The organism is Paraburkholderia sp. BL17N1 (assembly GCF_003634175.1).
GTDB lineage: Bacteria > Pseudomonadota > Gammaproteobacteria > Burkholderiales > Burkholderiaceae > Paraburkholderia.
On the sequence record NZ_RBIW01000001.1, the window covers coordinates 2,018,605 to 2,041,532 of the forward strand.

Below are 22,928 nucleotides of genomic sequence, written 5' to 3' on the forward strand. Positions count from 1 at the left end.
CGAGTTACTTCCTTGATTCATATGCCGCGCGGGCTTCCTGCATCAGCGCCTCGATTTCGTCGGCGGCGACCGGCACCTCGCGTGTCATCAGTTCGCAGCCGGTCGGCGTGACGATGGCGTCGTCCTCGATACGGATGCCGATGTTCCAGTAGCGCTCGGGCACGCCTTCGGCCGGCCGGATATACAGGCCGGGCTCGATGGTCAGCGTCATCGACGCCTGCAGCGTGCGCCACGGCAGCGCGCCCGCTTCGTCGCGTGGCGCGCCCCGTTCGCGGTAGTCGCCGACATCGTGCACGTCCATGCCGAGCCAGTGGCCGGTGCGGTGCATGTAGAAGGGCGCGTAGGCGCGCTCCGCGATTACGTCGTCGACCGAGGCGAATTTCGCGCGCTCGATAATGCCGGTGTCGAGCAGACCCTGCGACAGCACGCGCACGGCGGCCTGGTGCGGGTCGTCGAAGGTGGCGCCGGCGCGAGTGGCGTCGATCGCGGCATGCTGCGCGGCCAGCACGATGTCGTACAGCTCGCGCTGCGCCGGCGTGAAGCGGCCGCTCGCGGGGAAGGTGCGGGTGATGTCGGACGCGTAGCCGTCGAGTTCGCAGGCCGCGTCGATCAGGATCAGGTCGCCGTCCTGGGCAATCGCGTTGCCGGCCGGGTAGTGCAGCACGCAGGCGTTCGCGCCGGCCGCGACGATCGACGTGTAGGCCGGCGCCTGCGCGCCGAACTTGCGGAACGTATAGAGCAGCTCGGCTTCGAGTTCGTACTCGCGCACGCCCGGATGGCACACCGCCATGGCGCGACGATGCGCCTGGGCGGAAATCTGCCCGGCCCGGCGCATGATGGCGAGTTCGTGATCGTCCTTGATAATCCGCATCTCGTCGAGCAACGGGATGAGATCGCACGCGGCCGCCGGCGCGGCGACACCGCCGCGGCTTTGCGCGCGCACCGCGTCGAGCCAGCCACGCACCCGCTCGTCCAGTTGCGCCGAAGCGCCGAGCGCGTAGTGCAGCGACGGCTTGTCGGCGAGCAGTCGCGGCAGTTGCGTATCGATTTCGCCGATGGCGAACGCCGCGTCGAAACCGAAGGCGGCGCGCGCGCCGTCAGGGCCGAAGCGGAAACCTTCCCACGTTTCGCGCTCGACGTTTTTCTCGCGGCAGAACAGCACCGACGCCGGTGCGCCGGGCGCGGCGCTGGCGTCGAGCACCAGCAGCGCCTCGGGCTCGGTGAAACCGGTCAGGTAATAGAAGTAGCTGTCGTGCCGATACGGATAATCGGCGTCCCGGTTGCGTAGTGCTTCCGGCGCGGTCGGGACGATGGCGACGCCGCCGCCCGCTGCCCGCAGCGCGGCGAGTACGCGTTCACGGCGCGTGCGGTAGACGTCGATGGCGATGGTGAGTTCGGTCGGCTGGTTCATCGTGCGATTGTAGCGCCCATGCGCGGAGTTATTTTGCGCGGGATACTCATGGAAGCGGCGGCCAACGCGCCGGCGGCGCTGTTGCAATCCGTCCACAGCAAGTCCCCGTGCGGCTCACGAAGCGCCGGCGTGACGCTTCTGAACGCTCGTGAACGCCGCCGAGCACTTATACTTTCGCCGGATTCAGAAAAAGGCAGATGGTAATGATGAAACTCATCGGTTCGCTCGCCAGTCCGTTCGTGCGTAAAGCGCGGATCGTGCTGGCAGATAAGAAGATCGACTACGAACTGGTGCCCGAGAATGTCTGGGCGCCGGACACCCGCATTCACACTTTCAATCCGCTCGGCAAGGTGCCGTGCCTCGTGATGGAAGATGGCGAAGCAGTGTTCGACTCGCGCGTGATCTGTGAATACGTGGATACGCTTTCGCCGGTCGGCAAGCTGATTCCCCAGTCGGGACGTGAGCGTGTCGAGGTTCGCTGCTGGGAAGCGCTCGCCGACGGCGTGCTGGACGCGGCGGTGCTGATTCGCCTCGAAGGCACGCAGCGCGCTCCGGAGCAGCGCGTGGACGCGTGGGTCGCGCGCCAGCAGCGCAAGATCGACGAAGCCCTGGTCGCGATGGCGCAGGGATTGGGCAGCAAGACGTGGTGCGCGGCCAATCACTACACGCTCGCCGATATCGCGCTGGGTTGCGCATTGGGTTATCTGGATTTCCGCATGCCGGAATGGAACTGGCGCGAACCGTATCCGAACCTGGACAAACATTTCCAGAAGCTCTCGCTGCGTCAGTCGTTCATTGATACGGCGCCTTCCGACTGAATAGTGAGCTAAATGGATGTGAGGCGATGCTGTATTGAATAACATGACCCGCCGTATCGGGAAGTTTGCAAAATAGTGTCATTAGGCTTCCAGAGTCATGAATTAAAGCTTACGTTTGTGGTAAAAATGCGCCTGCCCGTCAGGCGCATTTTTTTTGTCTTTGACGGGCTGTAAATGCGTCCACGCGGGTTTATGCAATTTACATAACGGCTTCTTTTCCTGCCGATATGAAACCTGTTGCGAACAGGCGGTGCATTAAAAGCGCGCCGCAGAAACGAATAACATCGTAGAGAGACTTCCACCATGAAATCGTACCGCCTTGCCATTGCCGTTTCCGCCTGCGCTTTATTTGCAGCGTGCTCGAACGTCGGCAACGTCGATCCGTCCGCGCTAATCAAGTCCGGCCAGATGGCCACTCAGGCTGCCACGCTGAGCGACGCCGACGTGCGAGCCCTGACCGACAAGTCGTGCGCGCAACTCGACAGCGAAAACAAGATTGCCGCCGCCAACAGCAATTACCAGAAGCGGCTGAACAAGATCGCGGCGCAATTGGGCGACAACATCAACGGCACGCCGGTGAACTACAAGGTGTATATGACCAAAGACGTCAATGCGTGGGCCATGGCCAACGGCTGCGTGCGCGTCTACAGCGGTCTGATGGACATGATGAACGACAACGAAGTGCGCGGCGTGGTGGGCCATGAAATGGGCCACGTGGCGCTCGGCCACACGAAGAAGGCGATGCAGGTCGCGTATGCGACTTCGGCGGCACGCTCGGTGGCGTCGTCGGCGGGCGGGGTGGCGGGGGCGCTGTCCGGTTCGCAGCTCGGCGATTTTTCGGAGAAGCTGATTAACGCGCAATTCTCACAAACGCAGGAAAGCGCCGCAGACGATTATTCGTTCGACTTGCAGAAAAAGAAGAATCTCGATCCGTCCGGATTGGTGACGGCATTCAACAAGCTCGCCGCATTGGATGGCGGTAAATCGAGCATGTTGAGTTCGCATCCGGCGTCGCCGGCGCGTGCGCAGCATATTCAGCAGCGCATTGCTTCGAACCAGTAAAGTTTGATTGGGCTAAAAACGCGCGCTCGCGGTATTCCGCGGCGCGCGTTTTTTTATTGCAGCGTTTTTGGGGTGGTTGATTCGCGCGCGCCGCTTTCAAATAGGCGGCGCGCGGAATCAATGCGGTTTAATGACGCGGCTTATTGCTTGCCGTTGCGCCGCCGCGTAATCCCCGGCCCGAACGCAAAGCCGAACGCCAACAGCAGCAACGAAACCGCCAGCACGGTGTTATTGCCACTCGTGATGTAAGGCGTGTTGCCCGCGGTTCCTTGTACGGTGACATCGAGCGAGCCGATCGTGTAAGGCGTCAGGCGTCCGATCACCTTGCCATTTGCGTCGATCGCGGCGGTCATGCCGGTGTTGGTCGCGCGCAGCATCGGGCGGCCGGTTTCCAGCGAGCGCATGCGCGCGATCTGCAGATGCTGGTCGAGTGCGATCGTGTCGCCGAACCAGGCGAGATTGGTCGAGTTGACCAGCACGCCGGCGGGTGTAGCGCTTTCGCGGATGGTCCGCGCAATCTCCTCGCCGAAAATGTCTTCGTAGCAGATGTCCACGGCGACCGGCTGGTTGTGCACCATGAACGGCTTCTGCACCGGCGCGCCACGGAAGAAATCGCCGAGCGGAATGCTCATGAGATTGACAAACCAGCGGAAGCCCCACGGCACGAATTCGCCGAACGGCACGAGGTGGTGCTTGTCATAGCGATACACGTCGCGCGTGCCGGGCGTGACGCCGAACAGGCTGTTCGTATAGTCGATTACCTGGCCTTCCGGCGTGATCGTGCCGCCGATCGCGCCGAACAGAATCGCGCTGCCGGTCGAGTCCGAGAAGTTGCGCACCGCAGAGGCGAACGGCGCCGGCAACTGCTGCGCGAGCACCGGGATGGCGGTTTCCGGCGTGACGATCAGATCGGCCGGTTTCGAGGTGATCATCTGTTGAAACTGATCGATTGCGGCGCGCATGCCGGATTCCTCGAACTTCATTTCCTGTTTGACATTGCCCTGCAGCAGACGCACGCTCAGCGGCGCGTTGGCCGGCACCGTCCACTGCACGAGCGGCAGCAGCAGGCCCGCGGCGATCAGCGCCAGTGCGATCGCGCCCGGCACGGCGACGCGCGCCACGCCCGGTTTCGCGCCGTTATTGCCGGTGTTGCCGGCCCGGCTTTGCTTGCGCGAGGAGAGGAACGCAAGCAAAGCCTGCACGATCAGCGCGGCCACCAGCGCCAGCATCCAGCCGACGCCGTACACGCCCGCCACCGGTGCAAAGCCGGCAAACGGACCGTCCACCTGAGCGTAGCCGCTCGCCAGCCACGGAAAGCCTGTGAACACCGTGCCGCGCAACCATTCGCCGATTGCCCACGCGCTCGCGAATGCTAGCGCACCGTGCCAGGTTGGGGAGAACGGCCTGTCGTCGGCGGCCGCGCCGTTGCGCGCGTGTCCGGCGCAGAACGACCAGACGCCCGCCGCCAGCGCCGGATATATCGCCAGATACAGCGAGAACAGCACGACGGCGGCGCCGGCGAGCGGCGCCGCCATGCCACCGTAGAAATGCATGCTGACGTAGAGCCACCACACGCCGGTCACGAAATTACCGAAGCCGAATGCGCCGCCCGTCAGCGCCGCGCTTTTCCAGCCGGTGCTGCGTGTGAGCCACGCGAAGAAGAACGCGAAGATCGCGAGTTCGAGCCAGCCGCCGTGCGGCGTCGGCGCGAACGAGAGCGTATTGGCCGCGCCCGCGGCCAGCGCGACCAGGTAATGCCAGCGCGGTAGCGTGCGGCCAAGGGTTTGCTGGGCGGCAGAAGCGCTCACGCTGCGGCGCGAACGGGAGGTCATCGGGTCGGCCATTGTTGCGCGGTCGGCGTGAGGAGTTGGAGAGGCGGGAACAAGACCCAGCGAAAAGCGGGATCAGGTCTGCACGTGCTGCGCTTCGCGCTCGCGCTGGCCCGCGAGCGGATCGCGGCGCACCAGCAGCATGTGAATCTGGCGGGCATCGCCGCGCAGAATCTCGAAGATCAGATCGTCGAGGCGGACTTTTTCGCCACGATGCGGCACCCGTCCGAAGTGATGCGTGACGAGTCCGCCGATCGTGTCGACTTCATCGTCCGAATAGTGGGTGCCGAAGGCTTCGTTGAACTGTTCGATTTCGGTCAGCGCGCGCACGCGGAAACGTCCGTCCGGCGAGGCGATGATATTGCCGCTTTCCTCGTCGAAATCGTATTCGTCTTCAATATCGCCGACGATCTGTTCCAGCACGTCTTCGATCGTGATCAGGCCGGCCACGCCGCCGTATTCGTCGACTACCACCGCGAGGTGATTGCGATTCACACGGAAGTCGTGCAGCAGCACATTCAGGCGCTTCGATTCGGGGATGAACACGGCGGGGCGCAGCATGCCGCGCACGTCGAACTCTTCTTCGGCGTAATAGCGCAGCAGGTCTTTGGCGAGCAGCACACCGATGATGTTGTCGCGATTGCCCTCGTAGACCGGATAGCGCGAGTGCGCTTTTTCCAGCACGTAGGGGATGAATTCGGCGGGATTCTCCGCGATATTGATCGCGTCCATTTGCGCCCGCGGCACCATGATGTCGCGCGCGCTGAGTTCGGACACCTGGAATACGCCTTCGATCATCGACAGCGAGTCGGCGTCGATCAGGTTGCGCTCGTGCGCATCCTGCAGAATTTCCAGAAGTTCGGCGCGCGAGTCGGGCTCGGGCGAGATGAAGTCGGTCAGACGCTCGAGGAGCGAGCGCTTTTCCTGCGGTTTGTCGAGTTCGCGTCGACTGGGATACGTGTCGTTCATGGTAGTGCGCCCGGCAAGACTGGGCGCGCTGTTGCAGAGCATTAAGGATACACCAGGCACATGGCAGGACCGTGTCCCGCCCGGCTGGGCGATGAGTGAAGCTGGGGTGAAGCGGCTCCGCCGTGAGGACGGGCGTGGGTCAATCCTAACTGATTACGCGCGGAAAAGCGTTTTCGGGAAAAAAAGCGCCGTTCGCCGCGGTTATTTCTGGTCTGCTTTCTGGCCCGCTTTCGCGTTCGCTTCGCGCCTTTCCTCGCGGCACCGTTCGAGCAGCGCTTCGAGCGCGCGGTCGGGCATGCCGCTCTCACGCAGAGCATGGACTGTCCGGCTGACGTAGTCGAGCGTGGTGCCGTAGCGCCCGCTCGCGCAGCCGAACACGGTTTTGACAATCTCGTCGCGCAGCTTGCCGGTGTAGCTCGGCACGTCGCGGCGCATGACGAAGGCGAGTGCGTCGACGCGCCGGCCGTCGGCGAGCACGCACGGCAGCCACGCTGGCCGGTATGAACCCATCGCCATTTCGCGGCGCCAGAGCGCTTCGAGATGCGGCATCGAGCCTTCGGCCGCGAGCCGGAATGCGATGCCGGTGCACGAGCCGCCGCGATCGAGCGCCAGCACGAGGCCGGGCTGTTCGGGCGTGCCACGATTCACGCGCGACCACAGATAGAGCCCACGGTGATAGCCGTGGACCTTCGAACGAGTGGCTTCGACGGTTGGCAGGCCAGGATTCCAGATCAGCGACCCGTAGCCGAACAGCCAAAGGTCGCTTTTGCGGTCCCAGTCGCGCAACGTGCACTCGAGCGACGCGCGCAACTCCTCGTCCGTCAGAAGCCGCGATTCGCCGAGCGCCGGCGGATAGTCCGGGCACGGTGTTCGGGTGTCGGCTTCAGGGGAAGAGAGGCTCACGATGGTTTCGAACGGATTGGACGTTGGCGACGCGCGGGTGATCGACGCCTACCGGTACGGATCGGGAAAGCCGAGCTTGCCGAGGATTTCGGTTTCGATGGCTTCCATTTCCTCGGCTTCTTCCTCGACTTCGTGGTCGTAGCCCTGGGCGTGGAGCGTGCCGTGCACAAGCAGATGCGCGTAGTGCGCGATGAGCGGCTTGCCCTGTTCGGCGGCTTCTTTCTCGACCACCGGACAGCACAGGATCAGGTCGCCCGCCACGGGATCGTCTTCCGATTCGGCGTAGGCGAAGGTCAGCACGTTGGTCGAATAATCCTTACCGCGGTAGGTGCGGTTCAACGTGCGGCCTTCTTCGGCATCGACGAAACGCACCGTCAGTTCGCCGTCCGCGAAGAGCGCCGCCTTGATCCAGCCGGCCACGGTGGCGCGCGGCAGCAGCGCCTTGTGTTCCGGCCAGGCCTTGGCGGCGGGGAATTGCAGATTCAACGTCAGTTTCGGGGCGCGGCTCATGCGGTGTCGTTTTAATGCTTTCGTTGCGTTCTTTATAGCTGCGGGCGCTCAGCGCGAATCCACCGGACTGGCGGTTTTCTGCGAATGCGCATCGTACGCCTCCACAATTCGCGCGACCAGCGGATGCCGCACAACGTCCGCGCTGGTAAAGCGTGTGAGCGCGATGCCGCGCACATCGGCCAGCACCTGCTGCGCTTCGATCAGCCCGCTCTTGTGGCCGCGCGGCAAGTCGACCTGAGTCGTGTCACCGGTGACCACCGCCTTCGAGCCGAAGCCGATCCGCGTGAGGAACATCTTCATCTGTTCAGGCGTGGTGTTCTGCGCCTCGTCGAGGATGATGAACGCGTGATTCAGCGTGCGGCCGCGCATGTACGCGAGCGGCGCGATTTCGATCATTTGCCGCTCGAACATCTTGGCGGTCTTGTCGAAGCCGAGCAGATCGTACAGCGCGTCGTACAAAGGACGCAGATACGGATCGACCTTTTGCGCCAGATCGCCCGGCAGGAAGCCGAGACGCTCGCCTGCTTCGACAGCCGGACGCGTCAGCACGATGCGTTTGACCTGATCGCGTTCGAGCGCGTCCACCGCGCAAGCCACCGCGAGATAGGTCTTGCCGGTGCCGGCCGGACCGATGCCGAAGGTCACGTCGTGCGAGATGATCTGCTTCAGATACTCGCGCTGCGCCGGCGTACGGCCGCGCAGGTCCGCGCGCCGCGTGTACAGCTTCGGGCCGAGTTCTTCGAGGTCGTCGTCGCCGGCGTCGGCGGGCTCGTCGAACGGATGATCCGGATTGCCGGGGAAACGCGGGTCCAGCGCTTCCGTGCCATGGCCGTTGCCGTTCGTGCGACGCCGTGCCGGCTGACGCACTTCAACGAGCGCGAGCTGGATATCGTCGACCGACAGTGGCTTCTGCGAGTTGTCGTAGAACTTTTCGAGCGCGGTGAGCGCGAGTTTCGCGCCGCGCCCGCGAATCGTGATGCGGTGGCCACGGCGTTGCAGCGTTACGTCGAGCGCCTGCTCGATCTGGCGCAGATTCTCGTCGAGCGGGCCGCACAGGTTGGCGAGCCGCGCGTTGTCTTCGCGCGGTGCGGTGAATTCCAGATGCTGCTGAGTGGTCTTCAAGGCGGTGGGTCGATCCTGTCGGTTTCGGTACGCGGGTTGGCGGCGCGGGTTGGCGTCGCTTAGTGGGTCGTGGCCGGGGCGTCGTCATGAACCAGCACGAGCTCGCCACGTAGCGAATGTGGGTACGCTTTGACGATTTTCACGTCGACCATCTGGCCGATCAGCCTGGCGTGCGACGCGACCGGCGCCGGGAAATTCACCACGCGGTTGTTCTCGGTGCGGCCGGCGAGTTCGTTCGGATCCTTGCGGGCCGGGCGCTCGACCAGTATGCGCTCGATCTTGCCGACCATCGAATCGCTGATGCGCTGCACGTTTTCCTCGATGGTGGCCTGCAAATGTTGCAGACGCCTGAGCTTCACTTCGCGCGGCGTGTCGTCGTGCAGATTCGCGGCCGGCGTGCCGGGACGCGGACTGTAGATGAACGAGAAGCTGGTGTCGTACTTCATCTCGTGCACGAGCGCCATCATCTTGTCGAAGTCTTCTTCCGTCTCGCCGGGGAAGCCGACGATCATGTCCGTGGAGAGCGACAGGTCGGGGCGGATCGCGCGCAGCTTGCGGATCACGGATTTGTATTCGAGCACCGTATAGCCGCGCTTCATGGCCATCAGGATGCGGTCCGAGCCGTGCTGCACCGGCAAATGCAGGTGGCTGACGAGCTTCGGCACTTTCGCGTAGGTGTCGATCAGGCGCTGCGTGAATTCCTTCGGATGCGACGTGGTGTAGCGAATCCGTTCGATGCCCGGAATATCCGCGACGTATTCGATCAACTGGGCGAAGTCGGCGATTTCCGTCGAACCCAGCGTGAGACCGGCGCGGTAAGCGTTCACGTTCTGGCCGAGCAGCGTAACTTCGCGCACGCCCTGGTCGGCAAGGCCGGCGATTTCGGTCAGCACGTCATCCAGCGGACGCGACACTTCTTCGCCGCGCGTGTACGGCACGACGCAATAGCTGCAGTACTTGCTGCAACCTTCCATGATCGACACGAACGCGCTCGGGCCGTCGACGCGCGCCGGCGGCAGGTGATCGAACTTTTCGATTTCCGGGAACGAGATATCCACTTGCGCGCGGCCGCTTTCGCGGCGCTTGTCGATCATTTGCGGCAGACGGTGCAGTGTTTGCGGGCCGAACACCAGATCGACGTATGGCGCGCGCGACACGATTGCCGCGCCTTCCTGGCTCGCCACGCAGCCGCCCACACCGATGATCAGATCCGGATTCGCTTCCTTCAACTCGCGCACGCGGCCGAGGTCGGAGAACACTTTTTCCTGCGCCTTTTCGCGCACCGAGCACGTGTTGAACAGAATGACGTCCGCGTCTTCCGGCGTGTCGGTCTTGACGAGGCCTTCTGCCGCGCCGAGTACGTCGACCATCTTGTCGGAGTCGTACTCGTTCATCTGGCAGCCAAAGGTCTTTACATAAACTTTCTTGGTCATCGAATTTCGCCGGTCGCAGTGGTTAACCTGGGGGCGTCGTTTAAAAGGTGAAGAGGGCGAAACGTGCGAGCGGGCCGCGGGGCGGCGCTTATTTGCCGTCATGGGCCGCCGTGGGCAGCTTTCGGGGCACGTTTGCAGCGTAGCTGATTATTATAGCCCTTCGCGCGATGCGGTTTCCCCGGCCGCCTCGCCGTATGCAAGCTCCGGCGGCAAGCCCAGCAGGCCTTCCAGTTCGTCCGACACCTGCGCGAAACGCTCGCTCAGAAAATCCAGCAACACGCGCACGCGCGGCGCCATGAAGCGGTTGCGATGGTAGAGCGCGTGCAGCGGCGCATCTGGATAACGCCATTCGGGCAGCAGGATCTTCAGGCCGTCGGCGCGCAGGTCGGCTTCCACGTCCCACATCGACTTGATCGCGATGCCGTAACCGCGCAGCGCCCATTCGCGGGCGACCGCGCCGTCGTTGGTTTCGCGGGCGGTTTCGAACGGCACGGTGTAGTGCTGCACCTCGTCGCCGCGCGTGAAGCGCCACTCGTTCGCGAGCCCAGCGGCGGTGGCCAGCACGATGCAGTCGAAATTGGCCAGATCGTGCGGATCTTTCGGCTCGCCCTTGCGCGCGATGTAATCCGGCGACGCGCACAGCACGCGCCGATTGGGCGCCAGCTTGCGGGCGACCAGCGAACTGTCCTGCGGCACGCCGAAGCGGATCGCCAGATCGATGTCTTCCTGCACCAGATTCGCCAGCGAGTCCGATAGCGTCAACGCGAAGGTCACTTCCGGATACAGCGCGTTGAATTCGTCGAGCCAGTGCATCAGCAGATTGCGGCCGAAGTCCGAGGTCGCCGACACCCGCACCTTGCCGCGCACGACACCTTGGCCGGCTTGCAGGGCCGCTTCGGCGTCGTCGAGCGATTGCAGCGCCTGACGGCAGCAGTTCAGGTACAGGCGGCCTTCGTCAGTGAGCCTGAGTTGACGGGTGGTGCGCTCGAACAGTCGCGCTTTGAGGCCGGCTTCGAGCTTGGCAAGGCGCGCGCTGGCGGCGGCGGGCGTCAGTCCCAGCTTGCGGCCCGCGGCCGACAGGCTGCCCTGCTGCGCCGCTTCGACGAACAGGCGGATGTCACCGAGGTTGTCCATGAGGAATCTTTCAAATGAGATTTGAAAATGCTTCAAATGTTACGCCAATTATCAAATTGACGCGCAGCCCCGACAATGCGCTCATGGAAAACCCTGATGCCGCCATGCCATGCAACTCGATCACGCGACCATCGTCACTGCCGACCTCGGCACGGCCCGACGTTTTTTCGTCGACGTCGCCGGGCTGACCCAAGGCGCCCGGCCGCCGTTTTCGATTGACGGCTACTGGCTGTACGCAAACGGCCGCCCGCTGATTCACCTGATCGACGCGACGGCGCCTGCTGCGGCCGGCAGGACGGCGCCGCGCATCGACCACATCGCCTTCCGGCTGGAGAGCGCCGCCGAATGGCAGGCGCTGCTCGGCCGCCTGCATGCGCACGGCGTCGACTTTCAAACCGCGCGCGTGCCGCAGATGGGACCGCAAGAGGCACAGGCGCAACTGTTCGTGGCGCTTGCGCCAGGCGTCGTCGTCGAATTCGTGACTGCGCTGCATCACGCTCAAATTTAGAACCTGGAGAAGAAAAATGCCCATTCCATTACTCGCGCTGGCGATCAGCGCATTCGCAATCGGCACGACAGAGTTCGTGATCATGGGCTTGCTGCCCGAGGTCGCGCACGATCTGACGGTGTCGATTCCGTCGGCGGGATTGCTGGTGAGCGGCTACGCGCTCGGCGTCGCCGTCGGTGCGCCGTTGCTCGCGGTGGTGACCAGCAAGATGCCGCGCAAATTGGCGCTGCAACTGCTGATGGGCGTGTTCATCGTCGGCAATACGCTGTGCGCGATCGCGTCCAGTTATTCCGTGCTGATGATTGCGCGCGTGGTGACGTCGTTCGCGCATGGCTCGTTTTTCGGCATTGGCGCGGTGGTGGCGGCTTCGCTCGTGCCGGCCGAAAAGCGCGCCAGCGCGATTGCGCTCATGTTCACCGGCCTGACGCTGGCGAACGTGCTCGGCGTACCGTTCGGCACGTTCGTCGGCCAGGAGTTCGGCTGGCGCGCGGCGTTCTGGATCGTCAGCGCGTTCGGCGTGCTGTCGCTCGCGGGCGTCACGGCGCTGGTGCCGAATCGTCATGACGCCGGTCCGGTCGGACTCGGTCATGAAGTGCGCGTGTTGAAGGATCCGCAAGTCTGGACCGCGCTCGCGATGACGGTGCTCGGCTTCGGCGGCGTGTTCGTCGTGTTCACCTATATCGCGCCGATTCTCGAGCAGGTGAGCGGCTTCTCGCCGCGCGGCGTCACGCTGATCCTGGTGTTGTTCGGCGTGGGTCTGACGATCGGTAATACGATCGGCGGCAAGCTGGCGGACCGTGCGCTGATGCCGTCGCTGATGGGCATTCTGGTGGCGCTCGCGGTGGTGATGGCGATCTTCGCGCGCACCAGCCATTCGCAGGTGGCCGCGGCGATCACGATCTTCGTATGGGGCATTGCCGCGTTCGCCACCGTGCCGCCGTTGCAGATGCGCGTAGTCGAGAAAGCGGCCGCGGCGCCGAATCTGGCCTCGACGCTGAATATCGGTGCGTTCAACGTCGGTAATGCGGGCGGCGCGTGGCTCGGCGGCCTGGTGATCAATCACGGCTATTCGCTCGATACCTTGCCGTGGGTGGCGGCAGCGGTCAGCGTGGCGGCATTGCTGTTGACGTGGTTCGCGGCGCGCACGGATGCGCCGGCGACGACGGTGGCGCAGCGGGCGTGAGAACGCACGAGGCCGTGAACCGCCCGCGCCTGCGCCCTTATGAATAATTCGCACAAGCATTGCGGAAAACGTCCTCCGCAATGCTGATAACAGTGTGAAGATAACTTCGTTGGGGGTGGCGCGGCACGATGCTATCTTGCTTCCACTAACCGTTTGCCCGCCGTCCGGCGGCGCTCCTGGAGGCAATCATGCATTCCCCGCTTGCGCTGGTTCGTGATCCCACGGCTGACACCGATACGTCGCCGCGTGCCGCTGAACCCTTCGATGCACTTGAACATCTGGTCGGCGTGAATCTCGCCCGTTTGCGCGCCGAGCGGCAACTGTCGCTCGACGCTTTGGCTCGCGCATCCGGCGTCTCTCGCGCCATGCTCGCGCAGATCGAGTCGGCGCGCAGCGTGCCGTCCATCAAGGTGCTGTGCAAGGTGGCGGCGGCGTTGAAGGTGTCGGTGGCGGCTTTCTTGCGGCGTCACGCGACCAACGGCTTCGAGCATTTGCCGGCGGAGCGTTCGTCGCGTGTCGTCAGTTCGAACGGACGCTATTCGGCCCGGCCGCTTTATCCCGACGCCGAGCCGACCGCCGCCGAGTTTCACGAATTGCGTATCGCGCCGCTGCACACCGAAGCCGGCACGCGCCGCGCGCCTGGCACCACGGTGAATCTGGTGGTGAGCGAGGGTACGCTGGAAGTCAGCGTCCACGATCAACGCCAGTTGCTGGCCACGGGCGACGCGATCGTGTTCGACGCCGACCAGCCGCATAGCCTGCGCAATCCTGGCGACACGGAAGCGCGCGCGTTTCGCGTGACGTTGAAAGCGGAGACGCCGCCGCGCTGGGACGTTCAAGCGCACCACGAGCCGGCGCGCGAGGCCGCGCCGGTTTGATCATCCGTATCGTGACAGACGGATGTGCTCCGAGTCGGAGATCTCCGTCTGACGAGCAGGGTTGCGCTGCAGGTGCGGCGCGACTGCTGTATGCTTTGCCAGCCGGTCGATCCGGCAATCAGTGCGTCTTCAGGGCGGGGCGAAATTCCCCACCGGCGGTATGCCGGCAACGCGAAAGCGTGAGCCGGTGAGCCCGCGAGCGCCCACGTAGTACGGTCTCCCGAACAGGAAAGACTGAAGTGGGGTCAGCAGATCTGGTGAGAAGCCGGAGCCGACGGTTAGAGTCCGGATGGAAGAAGATGTGCAGATAGTCATGTTCGTTTCCGTGGCGCCGCTTGCAGGTCGAGGCGGTGCGCGAGCGTCGCTTCGCGCGGCGTTCAACGGCGCGTCTTTGTCTGTTTGCAATGCCCTGAAACGTTTCTCGCCCAACTTTTGCGATGAGCGTTTCAATCATGACCTTTGCTACTTTCCCTGCCCCGTCGACGATTGCGGATAGCGCATTCCTCGACCTCCCGCTGCTCGCCACCGAAGCCGTTCCGCCGCGTATCGCCGCCGCCTTGCAAGCCATGCGCGATGGCCGCGCCGTCGTTCTGCAAGACGACCACGACCGTGAGAACGAAGCCGATCTGATCGTGTCCGCCGAGCGTCTGTCCGTCGAAACCATGGCGTTGCTGATCCGCGAATGCAGCGGCATCGTCTGCCTGTGTTTGCCCGACGAGAAGATCCGCGCGCTCGAACTGCCGCCCATGTCCGTCAACAACGAAAGCCGTCACGGCACCGCGTTCACGGTCTCGATCGAAGCACGCGACGGCGTGACTACCGGCGTCTCCGCGCTCGATCGCGTGACGACGATTCGTGCCGCGATCGCCGACACGGCGAAGCCCGCCGATATCGTGCGTCCTGGTCACGTGTTCCCGCTGCGTGCGCAACCCGGCGGCGTGCTGGCGCGTCGAGGCCACACCGAAGGCACGGTCGATCTCGCGATTCTGGCGGGCCTGAAGCCGGCCGGCGTGCTGTGCGAACTGATGAACCCGGACGGCACGATGACGCGCGGCGCCGATGTGGAGCGCTTCGCCGCGCAACACAATCTGCCGATGCTGACCATCGCCGAGCTGGTGGAGTTTCGTCAGGCGCTGGCGCAGGCGCGCGAGTGCGTGGCTGACGAGGTGTGACTCCTGTGCGCGCGTGAGGTGACGCGCGCATTCGCTACCGCGTAGATGCAAAAAAGCCGGCAAGCTTGAATTGCCGGCTTTTCCTATCGCCGCGTAACGGTTACGGTTGCACGCCGGCGAATTCGCCATGAACGCCGGCATTGCAGCCGGCTTGTCCGTTAGCCGCCACTGCTACGACTGCACGTCGCCGAACTCGCCGCGTACGCCGGCTTCGACCAGCGCGGGCAACTCGTCCATATGCTGCATGATCCGCGTCATGCCCATTTTGCGCAGCGCGTCCGCGTAGCCATCGGGAATATGGCTCGCGCCGACGAAAGCGATCGTCTTCATGCCCGCCGCGCGCGCGGCGTTCAAACCCGCCACGCTGTCTTCCACCACCACACATCGCGACGGTTCCACGCCCAGCGTTTTCGCGGCGAACAGATACACATCGGGATAGGGCTTCGGCCGCGCCACCTGTTCCGCGCTGAAAATGCGTTCGCCGAAAATCTGCTGCAAACCCGCGCGCCGCACCGACGCATTCACGCGCGCCATCCGGCTGTTCGACACGACGGCGGCCGGCAACGTGACGCGTTGCAACGCGTCGCGCACACCGTTGATCGGGCTCAGCGAAGCCGCGAGTTCGAGCTCGACGTTGTGTTCGATGGTGTCGAAAAAATTCACGGGCAGCGTGATATCGAATGACTTCTCGATGCCTTCGAGAAAGCGCGACGTTTGCTGACCAAAGGCCGTCTTGACGATGGGTTCGAAGTCGAGGCCGGGGAACGTGGCGGTCAGCGTTTCGAGCATCACGCGGTCAGCGATGATTTCGCTGTCGACGAGGACGCCGTCGCAGTCACAAATGAGGTGGTCGATCATGCCTGAAAACGGAAAGCGAAGCGCATGCGCAAGGCAATTGCAAGCGCATGCGCGGTAAGTGAAAGCGTCATGATACGTGCTTTGGCGGCGCCTGAGCGGCGCCGCTGCTTTCCGTGACTTCTTTGCTCAGGCGCACCGTGATGTACGCCTGAGTGAGCCCCACCTACGCCGCGCGGATCAATGCACGTGCAGATACAGATACAGACACGCCGCCGCCGCGCCGCCCAGCAGCGGACCGCAAACCGGAATCCACGCATAGTGCCAGTCGCTGTCGCGCTTGCCTGGAATCGGCAGCAGCGCGTGCATCAAACGCGGCGACAGATCGCGAGCGGGACTCATCGCGTAACCGGTCGGGCCGCCGAGCGAGATGCCGATGCCAAGAACCAGCAGGCCGACCGGTAGCGCGTCGAGCGCACCGAGACCGACTTGCGGCGAAGCCAGATACAGCACGCCCAGGATCAGCACGAATGTGGCGATCATTTCGGTGAGCAGGTTGTGCGGCACGCTGCGAATCGCGGGCGAGGTGCAGAACACGCCGAGCTTCACGTCGGCGTCGGCTTCTTTTGCGAAGTGCTGGCGATACGCCATCCACACCAGCAGCGCGCCGGCCATGCCGCCGAGCATTTGCGCCGCGATATAGCCGGGCACCTTGGCCCAGGCGAATTTGCCGGCCAGCGCGAGGCTGATGGTCACGACGGGATTCAGATGAGCGCCGCTGAACGACGCGGTGACGTAGACGGCGATGAACACGGCCATCGCCCAGCCCATGACGATCACGATCAGGTCCGCGCCTTTGCCTTTGGTGCGCGCGAGCAGCACGTTGGCGACGGCGCCGTCGCCGAGCAGCACCACGAGTGCTGTGCCGATGAATTCAGCAATGTAAGGAGACATCGTTGGGTATCCGAAATATAGTTATGAGGGAAGCCGCGGGATAAGCGGCTGCCTTATAGTCGATATCGTTGAAGGAAGGTGTTGGAAGATGCGCTCAGGGCGTGTCGGCCCAGGCCTTCGCGGCGCGAATCGCGCGCTGCCAGCCGTCGAGACATTGCTTGACCTCGGCGTGCGGCAAGGCAGGCGTGAAGCGGCGATCGAGCTTCCACTGGCTTTGCAGTTCGTCGACGTCTTTCCAGTAACCCACCGCGAGTCCGGCGAGATATGCCGCGCCCAATGCGGTGGTTTCCGCCACCTTCGGGCGCACCGCGTCGACGCCGAGAATGTCCGCCTGGAACTGCATCAGCAGATTGTTCGCACAGGCGCCGCCGTCCACGCGCAATTCGCCGATGCGAATGCCGGAGTCGGCTTCCATCGCCTTCAGCACGTCGAGCGATTGATAGGCGATCGAGTCGAGCGCGGCGCGCGCGATATGCGCCGAGGACGTGCCACGGGTCACGCCGAACAGCGTGCCGCGAGCGCGCGCATTCCAGTGCGGCGCGCCGAGTCCGGCGAAGGCGGGCACCAGATACACGCCGTCGCAATGCGGCACGCTGCGCGCCAGCGTTTCGATTTCAGCGGCGTTCTTGATGATGCCGAGGCCGTCGCGCAGCCATTGCACCACGGCGCCGCCGATGAAGATGCTGCCTTCGAGCGCGTAATTGATCTGATCGCCAATCTGCCACGCGATCGTGGTGACGAGATTGTTCTTCGATTCGATCGGCTTGTCGCCGGTGTTCATCACGAGGAAGCAGCCTGTGCCGTAGGTGTTCTTCACCATGCCCGATTCCGTGCACATCTGGCCGAAGAGGGCGGCGTGCTGATCGCCGGCGATGCCCGCGAGCGGAATCTTCGAAGCGAACACCGTGGTCTTGGTCGGCCCGTACACTTCCGACGAAGGCCGCACCTCCGGCAGCATGCTGCGCGGAATATCGAGCGCTTCGAGCAGTTCGTCGTCCCACGTCAGCGAGTGGATGTTGAAGAGCATCGTGCGCGACGCGTTGGTGACGTCGGTGACGTGCAGGCCGCCTTTAGTGAAATTCCACACGAGCCAACTGTCGACGGTGCCGAATGCGAGGCGGCCCTGTTTGGCCTTTTCGCGCGCGCCTTCGACGTTGTCGAGTATCCAGCGGATCTTGGTCGCCGAGAAGTACGAGTCGATCGGCAGGCCGGTTTTGGCGCGGACTTTTTCTTCAAGCCCTTGCTCTTTGAGTTGGTCGCAGAAGTCGGCGGTGCGGCGGTCTTGCCAGACGATCGCGTTATAGATCGGATGGCCGGTTTCGCGATCCCACACAATGGTGGTCTCGCGCTGATTGGTGATGCCGATCGCGGCGATCGAAGTGCCGTTCATGCCGGCACGCGTCACGGCTTCGGCGGCGACGCCCGCCTGGGTCGACCAGATTTCCTGCGGGTCGTGTTCGACCCAGCCCGGATGCGGATAGATCTGCTGGAATTCCTTTTGCGCGATCGACACGATATTGCCGAGCCGGTCGAACAGCATCGCGCGCGAGCTGGTGGTGCCTTGGTCAAGCGCGAGGATGTACTGGTCCTGCATTGTCTCTTCTCCATGCGTTTTATGAATCGCCGGACGGATAGCCGGCGACGGGAACGGCTTCTAGTTTTGCGCGGGCAGCAACACGTGCGATGATGCGGCCCCGCGTGGTCCAGCCGAGGGGTGAATCGATGCGGTTGTTTTTTACTGCGGCGAGCGCGCCGCGTGGCGATGTCTGACTATGCGCTCTGTCGCTCGGGCTCGCGAGCGAACCATGCATCGATATCGCGTGTGATCGAATCGAGCGTGCCGGGTTCGACGTGCAAGCCGAGTTTCGAGCGGCGCCACAGCACGTCCTGCGCACTGCGCGCCCATTCGGTGTCGCGCAGATACGTCAGTTCCGCTTCGTAAAGGCCCGGCGCAAAGGTGCGGCCGAGATCGGCCACGGAACGCGCATTGCCGACCACATGCTTGACGCGCGTGCCGTAAGCGCGGGCGAGGCGATGCGCCAGATCGGCCGGCAACCATGCATGCTGCTGCTTGAATTCGTTCAGAAAGCGCTCGAAGTTGGCGTTCGGAATGTCGCCGCCGGGCAACGGTGCGCCGGCCGTCCACGAAGACGCGCCGTGGCGCAGCGCTTGCGTGAGTTTGTCGACGGCTTCTTCCGCCAGTTTGCGGAAGGTGGTGATCTTGCCGCCGAACACCGACAGCAGCGGCGCTTCACCGGCGGGAGCGTCGAGTTCGAGCGAGTAGTCGCGCGTGACCGCGGACGGATTGTCCGCGCCTTCTTCTTCGAGCAGCGGACGCACGCCCGAATACGTCCAGCGCACGTCGGCCGGCGAAATCTTCTGCTTGAAGTAGCGGTTGATCGAGTCGCACAGGTACTGCGTTTCGTCGGCGTTGATCGCCACTTGCGATGGGTCGCCGCGATATTCGAGGTCCGTCGTGCCGATCAGCGTGTAGTCGTGTTCGTACGGAATCGCGAAGATGATGCGCTTGTCCGGATTCTGGAAGATGTACGCGTGATCGTGATCGAACAGGCGCCGCGTGACGATATGGCTGCCTTTCACGAGTCGCACGCTGTGCGACGCGGCGCGGCCGAGCGCGCCTTGCAGCAGTTCGCCGACCCACGGGCCCGCGGCGTTCGCAATCGAGGCGGCGCGCACGTCCAGAATCGTGCCGTCCGCGCGTTTGAGTTGTGCGCGCCATTCGCCGCCCGCGCGCACGGCGCTCAGCAGCTTGGTGCGCGTGAGAATTTTTGCGCCGTGCTCCTGCGCATCCAGTGCGTTCAGCACGACGAGGCGCGCGTCGTTGACCCAGCCGTCCGAATACACAAAGCCGCGCTTGATCGAATCGACCAGCGGCGCGCCCGCCGGATGATTGCGCATCACGATGCCACGCGAGCCAGGCAGGAGTTCGCGTTTGGCCAGATGGTCGTACAGGAAGAGGCCGGCGCGGATCAGCCAGGCCGGGCGCAGATCCGGCATGTGCGGCATCACGAAGCGCAGCGGCCACATGATGTGCGGCGCGGCGCGCAGCAGCGTCTCGCGCTCCTGCAGCGCTTTGCGCACCAGGCCGAACTCGCGATATTCCAGATAGCGCAGGCCGCCGTGGATCAGCTTCGTGCTGGCCGACGACGTATGCGCCGCCAGATCGTCCTGTTCGCAGAGCAGCACCGACAGGCCGCGGCCCGCCGCATCGCGCGCGATGCCTGCACCGTTGATCCCGCCGCCCACGACGAGCAAATCGTATCTCGAGCCTTGCGTCACCTGCTGTGTCCCCTGCGTCGTGTCCGGAAAAGTTTTGGAAAACCTATCGAACCGATAGTGTTCGTTTTCGAACTCTAATGAACATATTCGAAAAAGTAAAGTTCGGTTTGTTTGGGCGCCCCTCTAACGGTTGTCCGGGTAGTGGCGCAACGCGCGGCCACGGACGATACTCTCGGCAGCAGCCATTTCGAGGTGAATTCATGCGTGGACTTTTGATGATCGGCGCCGCTACGCTTCTCGCGGGGTGTGTGAGCTCGCCGAGCCTGAGCGGAACGAGGGGCGCGCCGTCGTTTGCGTCGTTGCAGCAGATGTGCAGTCCCCAAACGGTCGACTACGGCAACGACGCGCAAGGCGTCTACGCGGCGATGTTCGACGCGTACGTGGCGAACCGCAGCGGCAAGCTGTCGAAAGAGGATTTCTGCGCGTTTCAGACGTCGATCGCGCAGCATTACACGAGCCAGGGTGTGAGCACCGATCCGCAGGTGCGTAACCAGTGGGTGACGTTCTTCACCGAGCAGCGGGCTAAGGCGTTGAGCTGGCGCGCGACCGTCGATCCGACCTTGCGCAACGGTTAAGCCCAAGCGCGAGCGCCGTCGTTCGGCTCGCTTGTCGCCATTCGTGAACCGGTCTGTTTCGCGCGCAGTGAGCGCTAGGCGCGTTGCGGCTGTGCGCCGCGCCACAGCATGCGGCGAATTTGCGCGAACACGGCTTCGCGGGTCGGCGCATTGCCGGCGCCGGCAGGTTGCTGCACCTGAGGCAACGGTAACTGATTCGCCAGCGTCAGCATGGTGAAGCCGTGCAGACTCGCCCAGTACGCGTAACCGATCAGTTGCGGATCGCCTTCCAGAATGCCCGCCGCGACGAGCTGCTCGAAGTGCTCGCCGAGCATGCGCCACGCGCGCTGCGAGGCGGCGGCAAGTTCCGGATGGACGCTGGCATTCTGAGCCAGATCGAACATCAGCCGATAGGCGTGCGGTTCGTCGAGCGCGAACGCCACGTAGGCTTCGCTCACCGCCGAGTGATCCATCTCCGGGGCAGTCTTCGCGGCCGCTTCGAGGCGCGCCGCGAAGCGGTTGAATGCCGCGGCGCGCACCATCGCGAGAATCTCCTCCTTGTCGCGGAAGTAGCGGTAGGGCGTCATCGCGCTGCAACCCAGTTCTCTCGCCAGTTCGCGCATTGTCACGCCCGCCGCGCCACGCGTCGCGAATGCATTCTCGGCCACGCGCCGCATGGCCTCGCGGAATTGCTGGATGTCGTCGGGGGAGAGCGTTTTGGGCATGCGCGAGGGCAGAAAGTCCGTCGCGTCAATTTACTGTGTAAATGATTTGGGCACAACAAAGCGGACGCCGGATGGCGTCCTACGTTTCACGCGAAGAGAAAGATTTCAAAGTTGCAAAGGCGAGTGCGATGAAAGCGCGGCGCGTGCGCCGTCCCGGCGGCGGACGGGAATCGCTCGTCCGCCCGCAAGACGCAATGAAACCCGCAAAACTAGGAAAGACGCTTGATGGCTCGCAATGCGCTATCGCCGATTTCAGTCACGCGCCATTGTTCGTTGCCCGACGCGAGCCGTTCGAGTTGCACCAACTGGCGTTCCAGAAGGGCGTCGAGTTCTTCTCGCTCCATATCGACCTGGTTCGGAGCATCCTTGACGAGCAACAACGTGGCGAATTCATGCGGACTTAGCATCGTTCTCTCCATGTCAAGCAAACGCGGACGGCCTTGCCGGCGACTGGCTCTTGCCAGTGAAGTCCGCAAAGAATCAGGCGGGAGGTACGGCTCTAACGAAAGTTTTATGCAACGGCGCTACGCAGAATGCGGAAAAGTGCGCCGGGAACTGGAGTGTAGTCATCCGCACGTTAAACACCAAATCCGCCCCAGTAAATTTTCCCTTTGACAATTGGGTGCACGGGAGGCGGTTAGGAGCCGCGGCCGGATTCTTGATTTCACTCGAAGTTTCGCGTGCGCTGCAACATGGCGAAAAACGCCTGGCGTCAGCCGGCGATATACACCTGGCAGTTGGCGGCCGCGAGCGTCTCGGTCATCTCGGCGGGTGGTGCGATGTCCGTGAACAACGCGTCGATCTGATCGAGATGGCCTTGGCGAACCAGAGCGGGGCGGCCGAATTTGGAGTTGTCGGCGGCGAGGAAAACGGTGCGTGCATGCTGGATGATCGCTTCGGCGACGCGCACTTCGCGCGTGTCGAAATCGCGCAGCGTGCCATCTGTTTCGATGCTCGACGTGCCGATGATCGCGAAGTCGACCTTGAACTGGCGGATGAAATCGATCGCCAGTTCGCCGACGATCCCCTTGTCCCACGGCCGCACGATGCCGCCCGTCACCAGCACCTCGCAGTCCGGATAGCCGCTCATCATGCTGGCGACGTTCAGGTTGTTGGTGATCACGCGCAGGCCGCGATGGCGATTGAGTGCGCGCGCCACTTCTTCGGTGGTGGTGCCGAGGTTGATGAAGAGCGACGCCTGATCGGGAATGTGAGTGGCCACTAACGCCGCGATGCGCCGTTTCTCGTCGTGAAACATGCGCTGACGCGCCGTGTAGGAGACGTTTTCGGAGCTGGTCGGCAGACTGGCGCCGCCGTGATAACGGCGCAGCAGGTTCATGTCGGCGAGCCAGTTGACGTCGCGGCGGATCGTCTGCGGTGTCACGTCGAAGTGGGCCGCGAGGTCGTCCACGGTCACGAAGCCGTCGCGTTGCACCCACTCCAGCAGTTCCTGTTGCCGGGCATTGAGAGTCAGGCGGGGGTCTCGGGTCATGTGTCTCGGTTCGTGGGTTTTTTGTCGGCGCTGCCCGCCGCCGGCGCGCCAGGCTGGCCGGTAAGCGGGTGATACGTGAGCGGGGTGAGCGTATTGTAAGACCATCGCGCACCTTGTCTGCCAACTCGTGCGACATGCATGGGCAACAAGACGACCGCGCCCAGATCTATTCAGGC

Annotated in this window: 22 protein-coding genes and 1 riboswitch; of the genes, 7 read left to right on the forward strand and 15 right to left on the reverse strand. The window is 63.6% G+C overall.

Translation table 11 applies throughout. The features are described 5' to 3' along the window. Positions 1-4: 4 nt before the first annotated feature. Entirely contained in the window at positions 5-1,411 is a 1,407-nt protein-coding gene (locus B0G82_RS09070; protein ID WP_116148251.1) for an aminopeptidase P N-terminal domain-containing protein, read from the reverse strand. 203 nt (positions 1,412-1,614) lie between these two features. Between B0G82_RS09070 and B0G82_RS09075 the strand changes: the two genes are divergently transcribed. Further along, on the forward strand, positions 1,615-2,229 hold the full coding sequence (locus B0G82_RS09075; RefSeq protein WP_199730071.1) for a glutathione S-transferase C-terminal domain-containing protein: 615 nt from the start codon (positions 1,615-1,617) through the stop codon (positions 2,227-2,229). Between the two features lie 303 nt (positions 2,230-2,532). Continuing rightward, entirely contained in the window at positions 2,533-3,291 is a 759-nt protein-coding gene (locus B0G82_RS09080; protein ID WP_106284031.1) for a M48 family metallopeptidase, read from the forward strand. A 140-nt stretch (positions 3,292-3,431) separates the two neighbouring features. Here the strand turns inward: B0G82_RS09080 and lnt are convergent, their stop codons facing one another. The 7 genes from lnt to B0G82_RS09115 all read right to left on the reverse strand — a co-directional run bounded on the left by lnt (position 3,432) and on the right by B0G82_RS09115 (position 11,191). Then, positions 3,432-5,135: an apolipoprotein N-acyltransferase gene (gene lnt, locus B0G82_RS09085; protein ID WP_121307189.1), complete on the reverse strand. Its 1,704-nt coding sequence runs from the start codon at positions 5,133-5,135 to the stop codon at positions 3,432-3,434. 60 nt (positions 5,136-5,195) lie between these two features. Further along, positions 5,196-6,089 (reverse strand): transporter associated domain-containing protein, encoded by an 894-nt coding sequence (locus tag B0G82_RS09090; RefSeq protein WP_116118260.1) that lies wholly within the window; start codon positions 6,087-6,089, stop codon positions 5,196-5,198. A gap of 201 nt (positions 6,090-6,290) precedes the next feature. Next, a complete protein-coding gene (locus B0G82_RS09095; RefSeq protein ID WP_121307190.1) occupies positions 6,291-6,992 on the reverse strand; it encodes a gamma-glutamylcyclotransferase in 702 nt (233 codons plus the stop codon). A 48-nt stretch (positions 6,993-7,040) separates the two neighbouring features. Continuing rightward, positions 7,041-7,502, reverse strand: coding sequence for an rRNA maturation RNase YbeY (ybeY, locus tag B0G82_RS09100; RefSeq protein ID WP_121307191.1), 462 nt, complete (start codon positions 7,500-7,502; stop codon positions 7,041-7,043). 48 nt (positions 7,503-7,550) lie between these two features. Continuing rightward, positions 7,551-8,624, reverse strand: a complete 1,074-nt coding sequence (locus B0G82_RS09105; RefSeq protein ID WP_121307192.1) for a PhoH family protein — start codon at positions 8,622-8,624, stop codon at positions 7,551-7,553. 59 nt (positions 8,625-8,683) lie between these two features. After that, positions 8,684-10,057 carry a tRNA (N6-isopentenyl adenosine(37)-C2)-methylthiotransferase MiaB gene (miaB, locus tag B0G82_RS09110; protein WP_121307193.1) on the reverse strand — a complete coding sequence of 458 codons (1,374 nt, stop codon included), beginning with the start codon at positions 10,055-10,057 and terminating at the stop codon, positions 8,684-8,686. A gap of 150 nt (positions 10,058-10,207) precedes the next feature. Beyond that, entirely contained in the window at positions 10,208-11,191 is a 984-nt protein-coding gene (locus B0G82_RS09115) for a LysR family transcriptional regulator (protein WP_116139188.1), read from the reverse strand. Positions 11,192-11,300: 109 nt separating this feature from the next. On the opposite strand from B0G82_RS09115, the gene B0G82_RS09120 reads away from it, so the two are divergent. From B0G82_RS09120 to ribB, 4 genes are all read left to right on the forward strand, one after another. Further along, complete coding sequence (locus tag B0G82_RS09120) at positions 11,301-11,699, forward strand: VOC family protein (RefSeq protein ID WP_121307194.1); 399 nt, start codon at positions 11,301-11,303, stop codon at positions 11,697-11,699. A 16-nt stretch (positions 11,700-11,715) separates the two neighbouring features. Then, entirely contained in the window at positions 11,716-12,882 is a 1,167-nt protein-coding gene (locus tag B0G82_RS09125; RefSeq protein WP_121307195.1) for an MFS transporter, read from the forward strand. Positions 12,883-13,070: 188 nt separating this feature from the next. Then, a complete protein-coding gene (locus B0G82_RS09130) occupies positions 13,071-13,760 on the forward strand; it encodes an XRE family transcriptional regulator (RefSeq protein ID WP_116139193.1) in 690 nt (229 codons plus the stop codon). 121 nt (positions 13,761-13,881) lie between these two features. Next, a riboswitch (FMN riboswitch) is annotated at positions 13,882-14,065 on the forward strand. Positions 14,066-14,212: 147 nt separating this feature from the next. Next, entirely contained in the window at positions 14,213-14,932 is a 720-nt protein-coding gene (gene ribB, locus B0G82_RS09135; protein ID WP_116118252.1) for a 3,4-dihydroxy-2-butanone-4-phosphate synthase, read from the forward strand. 171 nt (positions 14,933-15,103) lie between these two features. On the opposite strand, the gene B0G82_RS09140 is transcribed toward ribB, so the two are convergent. From B0G82_RS09140 to glpD, 4 genes are all read right to left on the reverse strand, one after another. Next, positions 15,104-15,790, reverse strand: a complete 687-nt coding sequence (locus tag B0G82_RS09140) for an HAD family hydrolase (protein WP_116139195.1) — start codon at positions 15,788-15,790, stop codon at positions 15,104-15,106. A gap of 177 nt (positions 15,791-15,967) precedes the next feature. Continuing rightward, the gene (locus B0G82_RS09145; protein ID WP_116118251.1) at positions 15,968-16,681 is read right to left on the reverse strand and encodes an MIP/aquaporin family protein; all 714 of its coding nucleotides are present in this window, start codon (positions 16,679-16,681) and stop codon (positions 15,968-15,970) included. A gap of 94 nt (positions 16,682-16,775) precedes the next feature. After that, positions 16,776-18,275 (reverse strand): glycerol kinase GlpK, encoded by a 1,500-nt coding sequence (gene glpK / locus B0G82_RS09150; protein WP_121307196.1) that lies wholly within the window; start codon positions 18,273-18,275, stop codon positions 16,776-16,778. Positions 18,276-18,451: 176 nt separating this feature from the next. Beyond that, positions 18,452-19,981, reverse strand: coding sequence for a glycerol-3-phosphate dehydrogenase (glpD, locus tag B0G82_RS09155; protein ID WP_121307197.1), 1,530 nt, complete (start codon positions 19,979-19,981; stop codon positions 18,452-18,454). 200 nt (positions 19,982-20,181) lie between these two features. Between glpD and B0G82_RS09160 the strand changes: the two genes are divergently transcribed. Next, positions 20,182-20,556, forward strand: coding sequence for a hypothetical protein (locus tag B0G82_RS09160; protein ID WP_116139199.1), 375 nt, complete (start codon positions 20,182-20,184; stop codon positions 20,554-20,556). A 74-nt stretch (positions 20,557-20,630) separates the two neighbouring features. Here the strand turns inward: B0G82_RS09160 and B0G82_RS09165 are convergent, their stop codons facing one another. The 3 genes from B0G82_RS09165 to B0G82_RS09175 all read right to left on the reverse strand — a co-directional run bounded on the left by B0G82_RS09165 (position 20,631) and on the right by B0G82_RS09175 (position 22,752). Next, complete coding sequence (locus tag B0G82_RS09165) at positions 20,631-21,260, reverse strand: TetR/AcrR family transcriptional regulator (protein ID WP_121307198.1); 630 nt, start codon at positions 21,258-21,260, stop codon at positions 20,631-20,633. A gap of 209 nt (positions 21,261-21,469) precedes the next feature. Continuing rightward, positions 21,470-21,667, reverse strand: coding sequence for a hypothetical protein (locus tag B0G82_RS09170; RefSeq protein WP_166679045.1), 198 nt, complete (start codon positions 21,665-21,667; stop codon positions 21,470-21,472). A 305-nt stretch (positions 21,668-21,972) separates the two neighbouring features. Continuing rightward, a complete protein-coding gene (locus B0G82_RS09175) occupies positions 21,973-22,752 on the reverse strand; it encodes a DeoR/GlpR family DNA-binding transcription regulator (protein ID WP_116118247.1) in 780 nt (259 codons plus the stop codon). Positions 22,753-22,928: the final 176 nt, after the last annotated feature.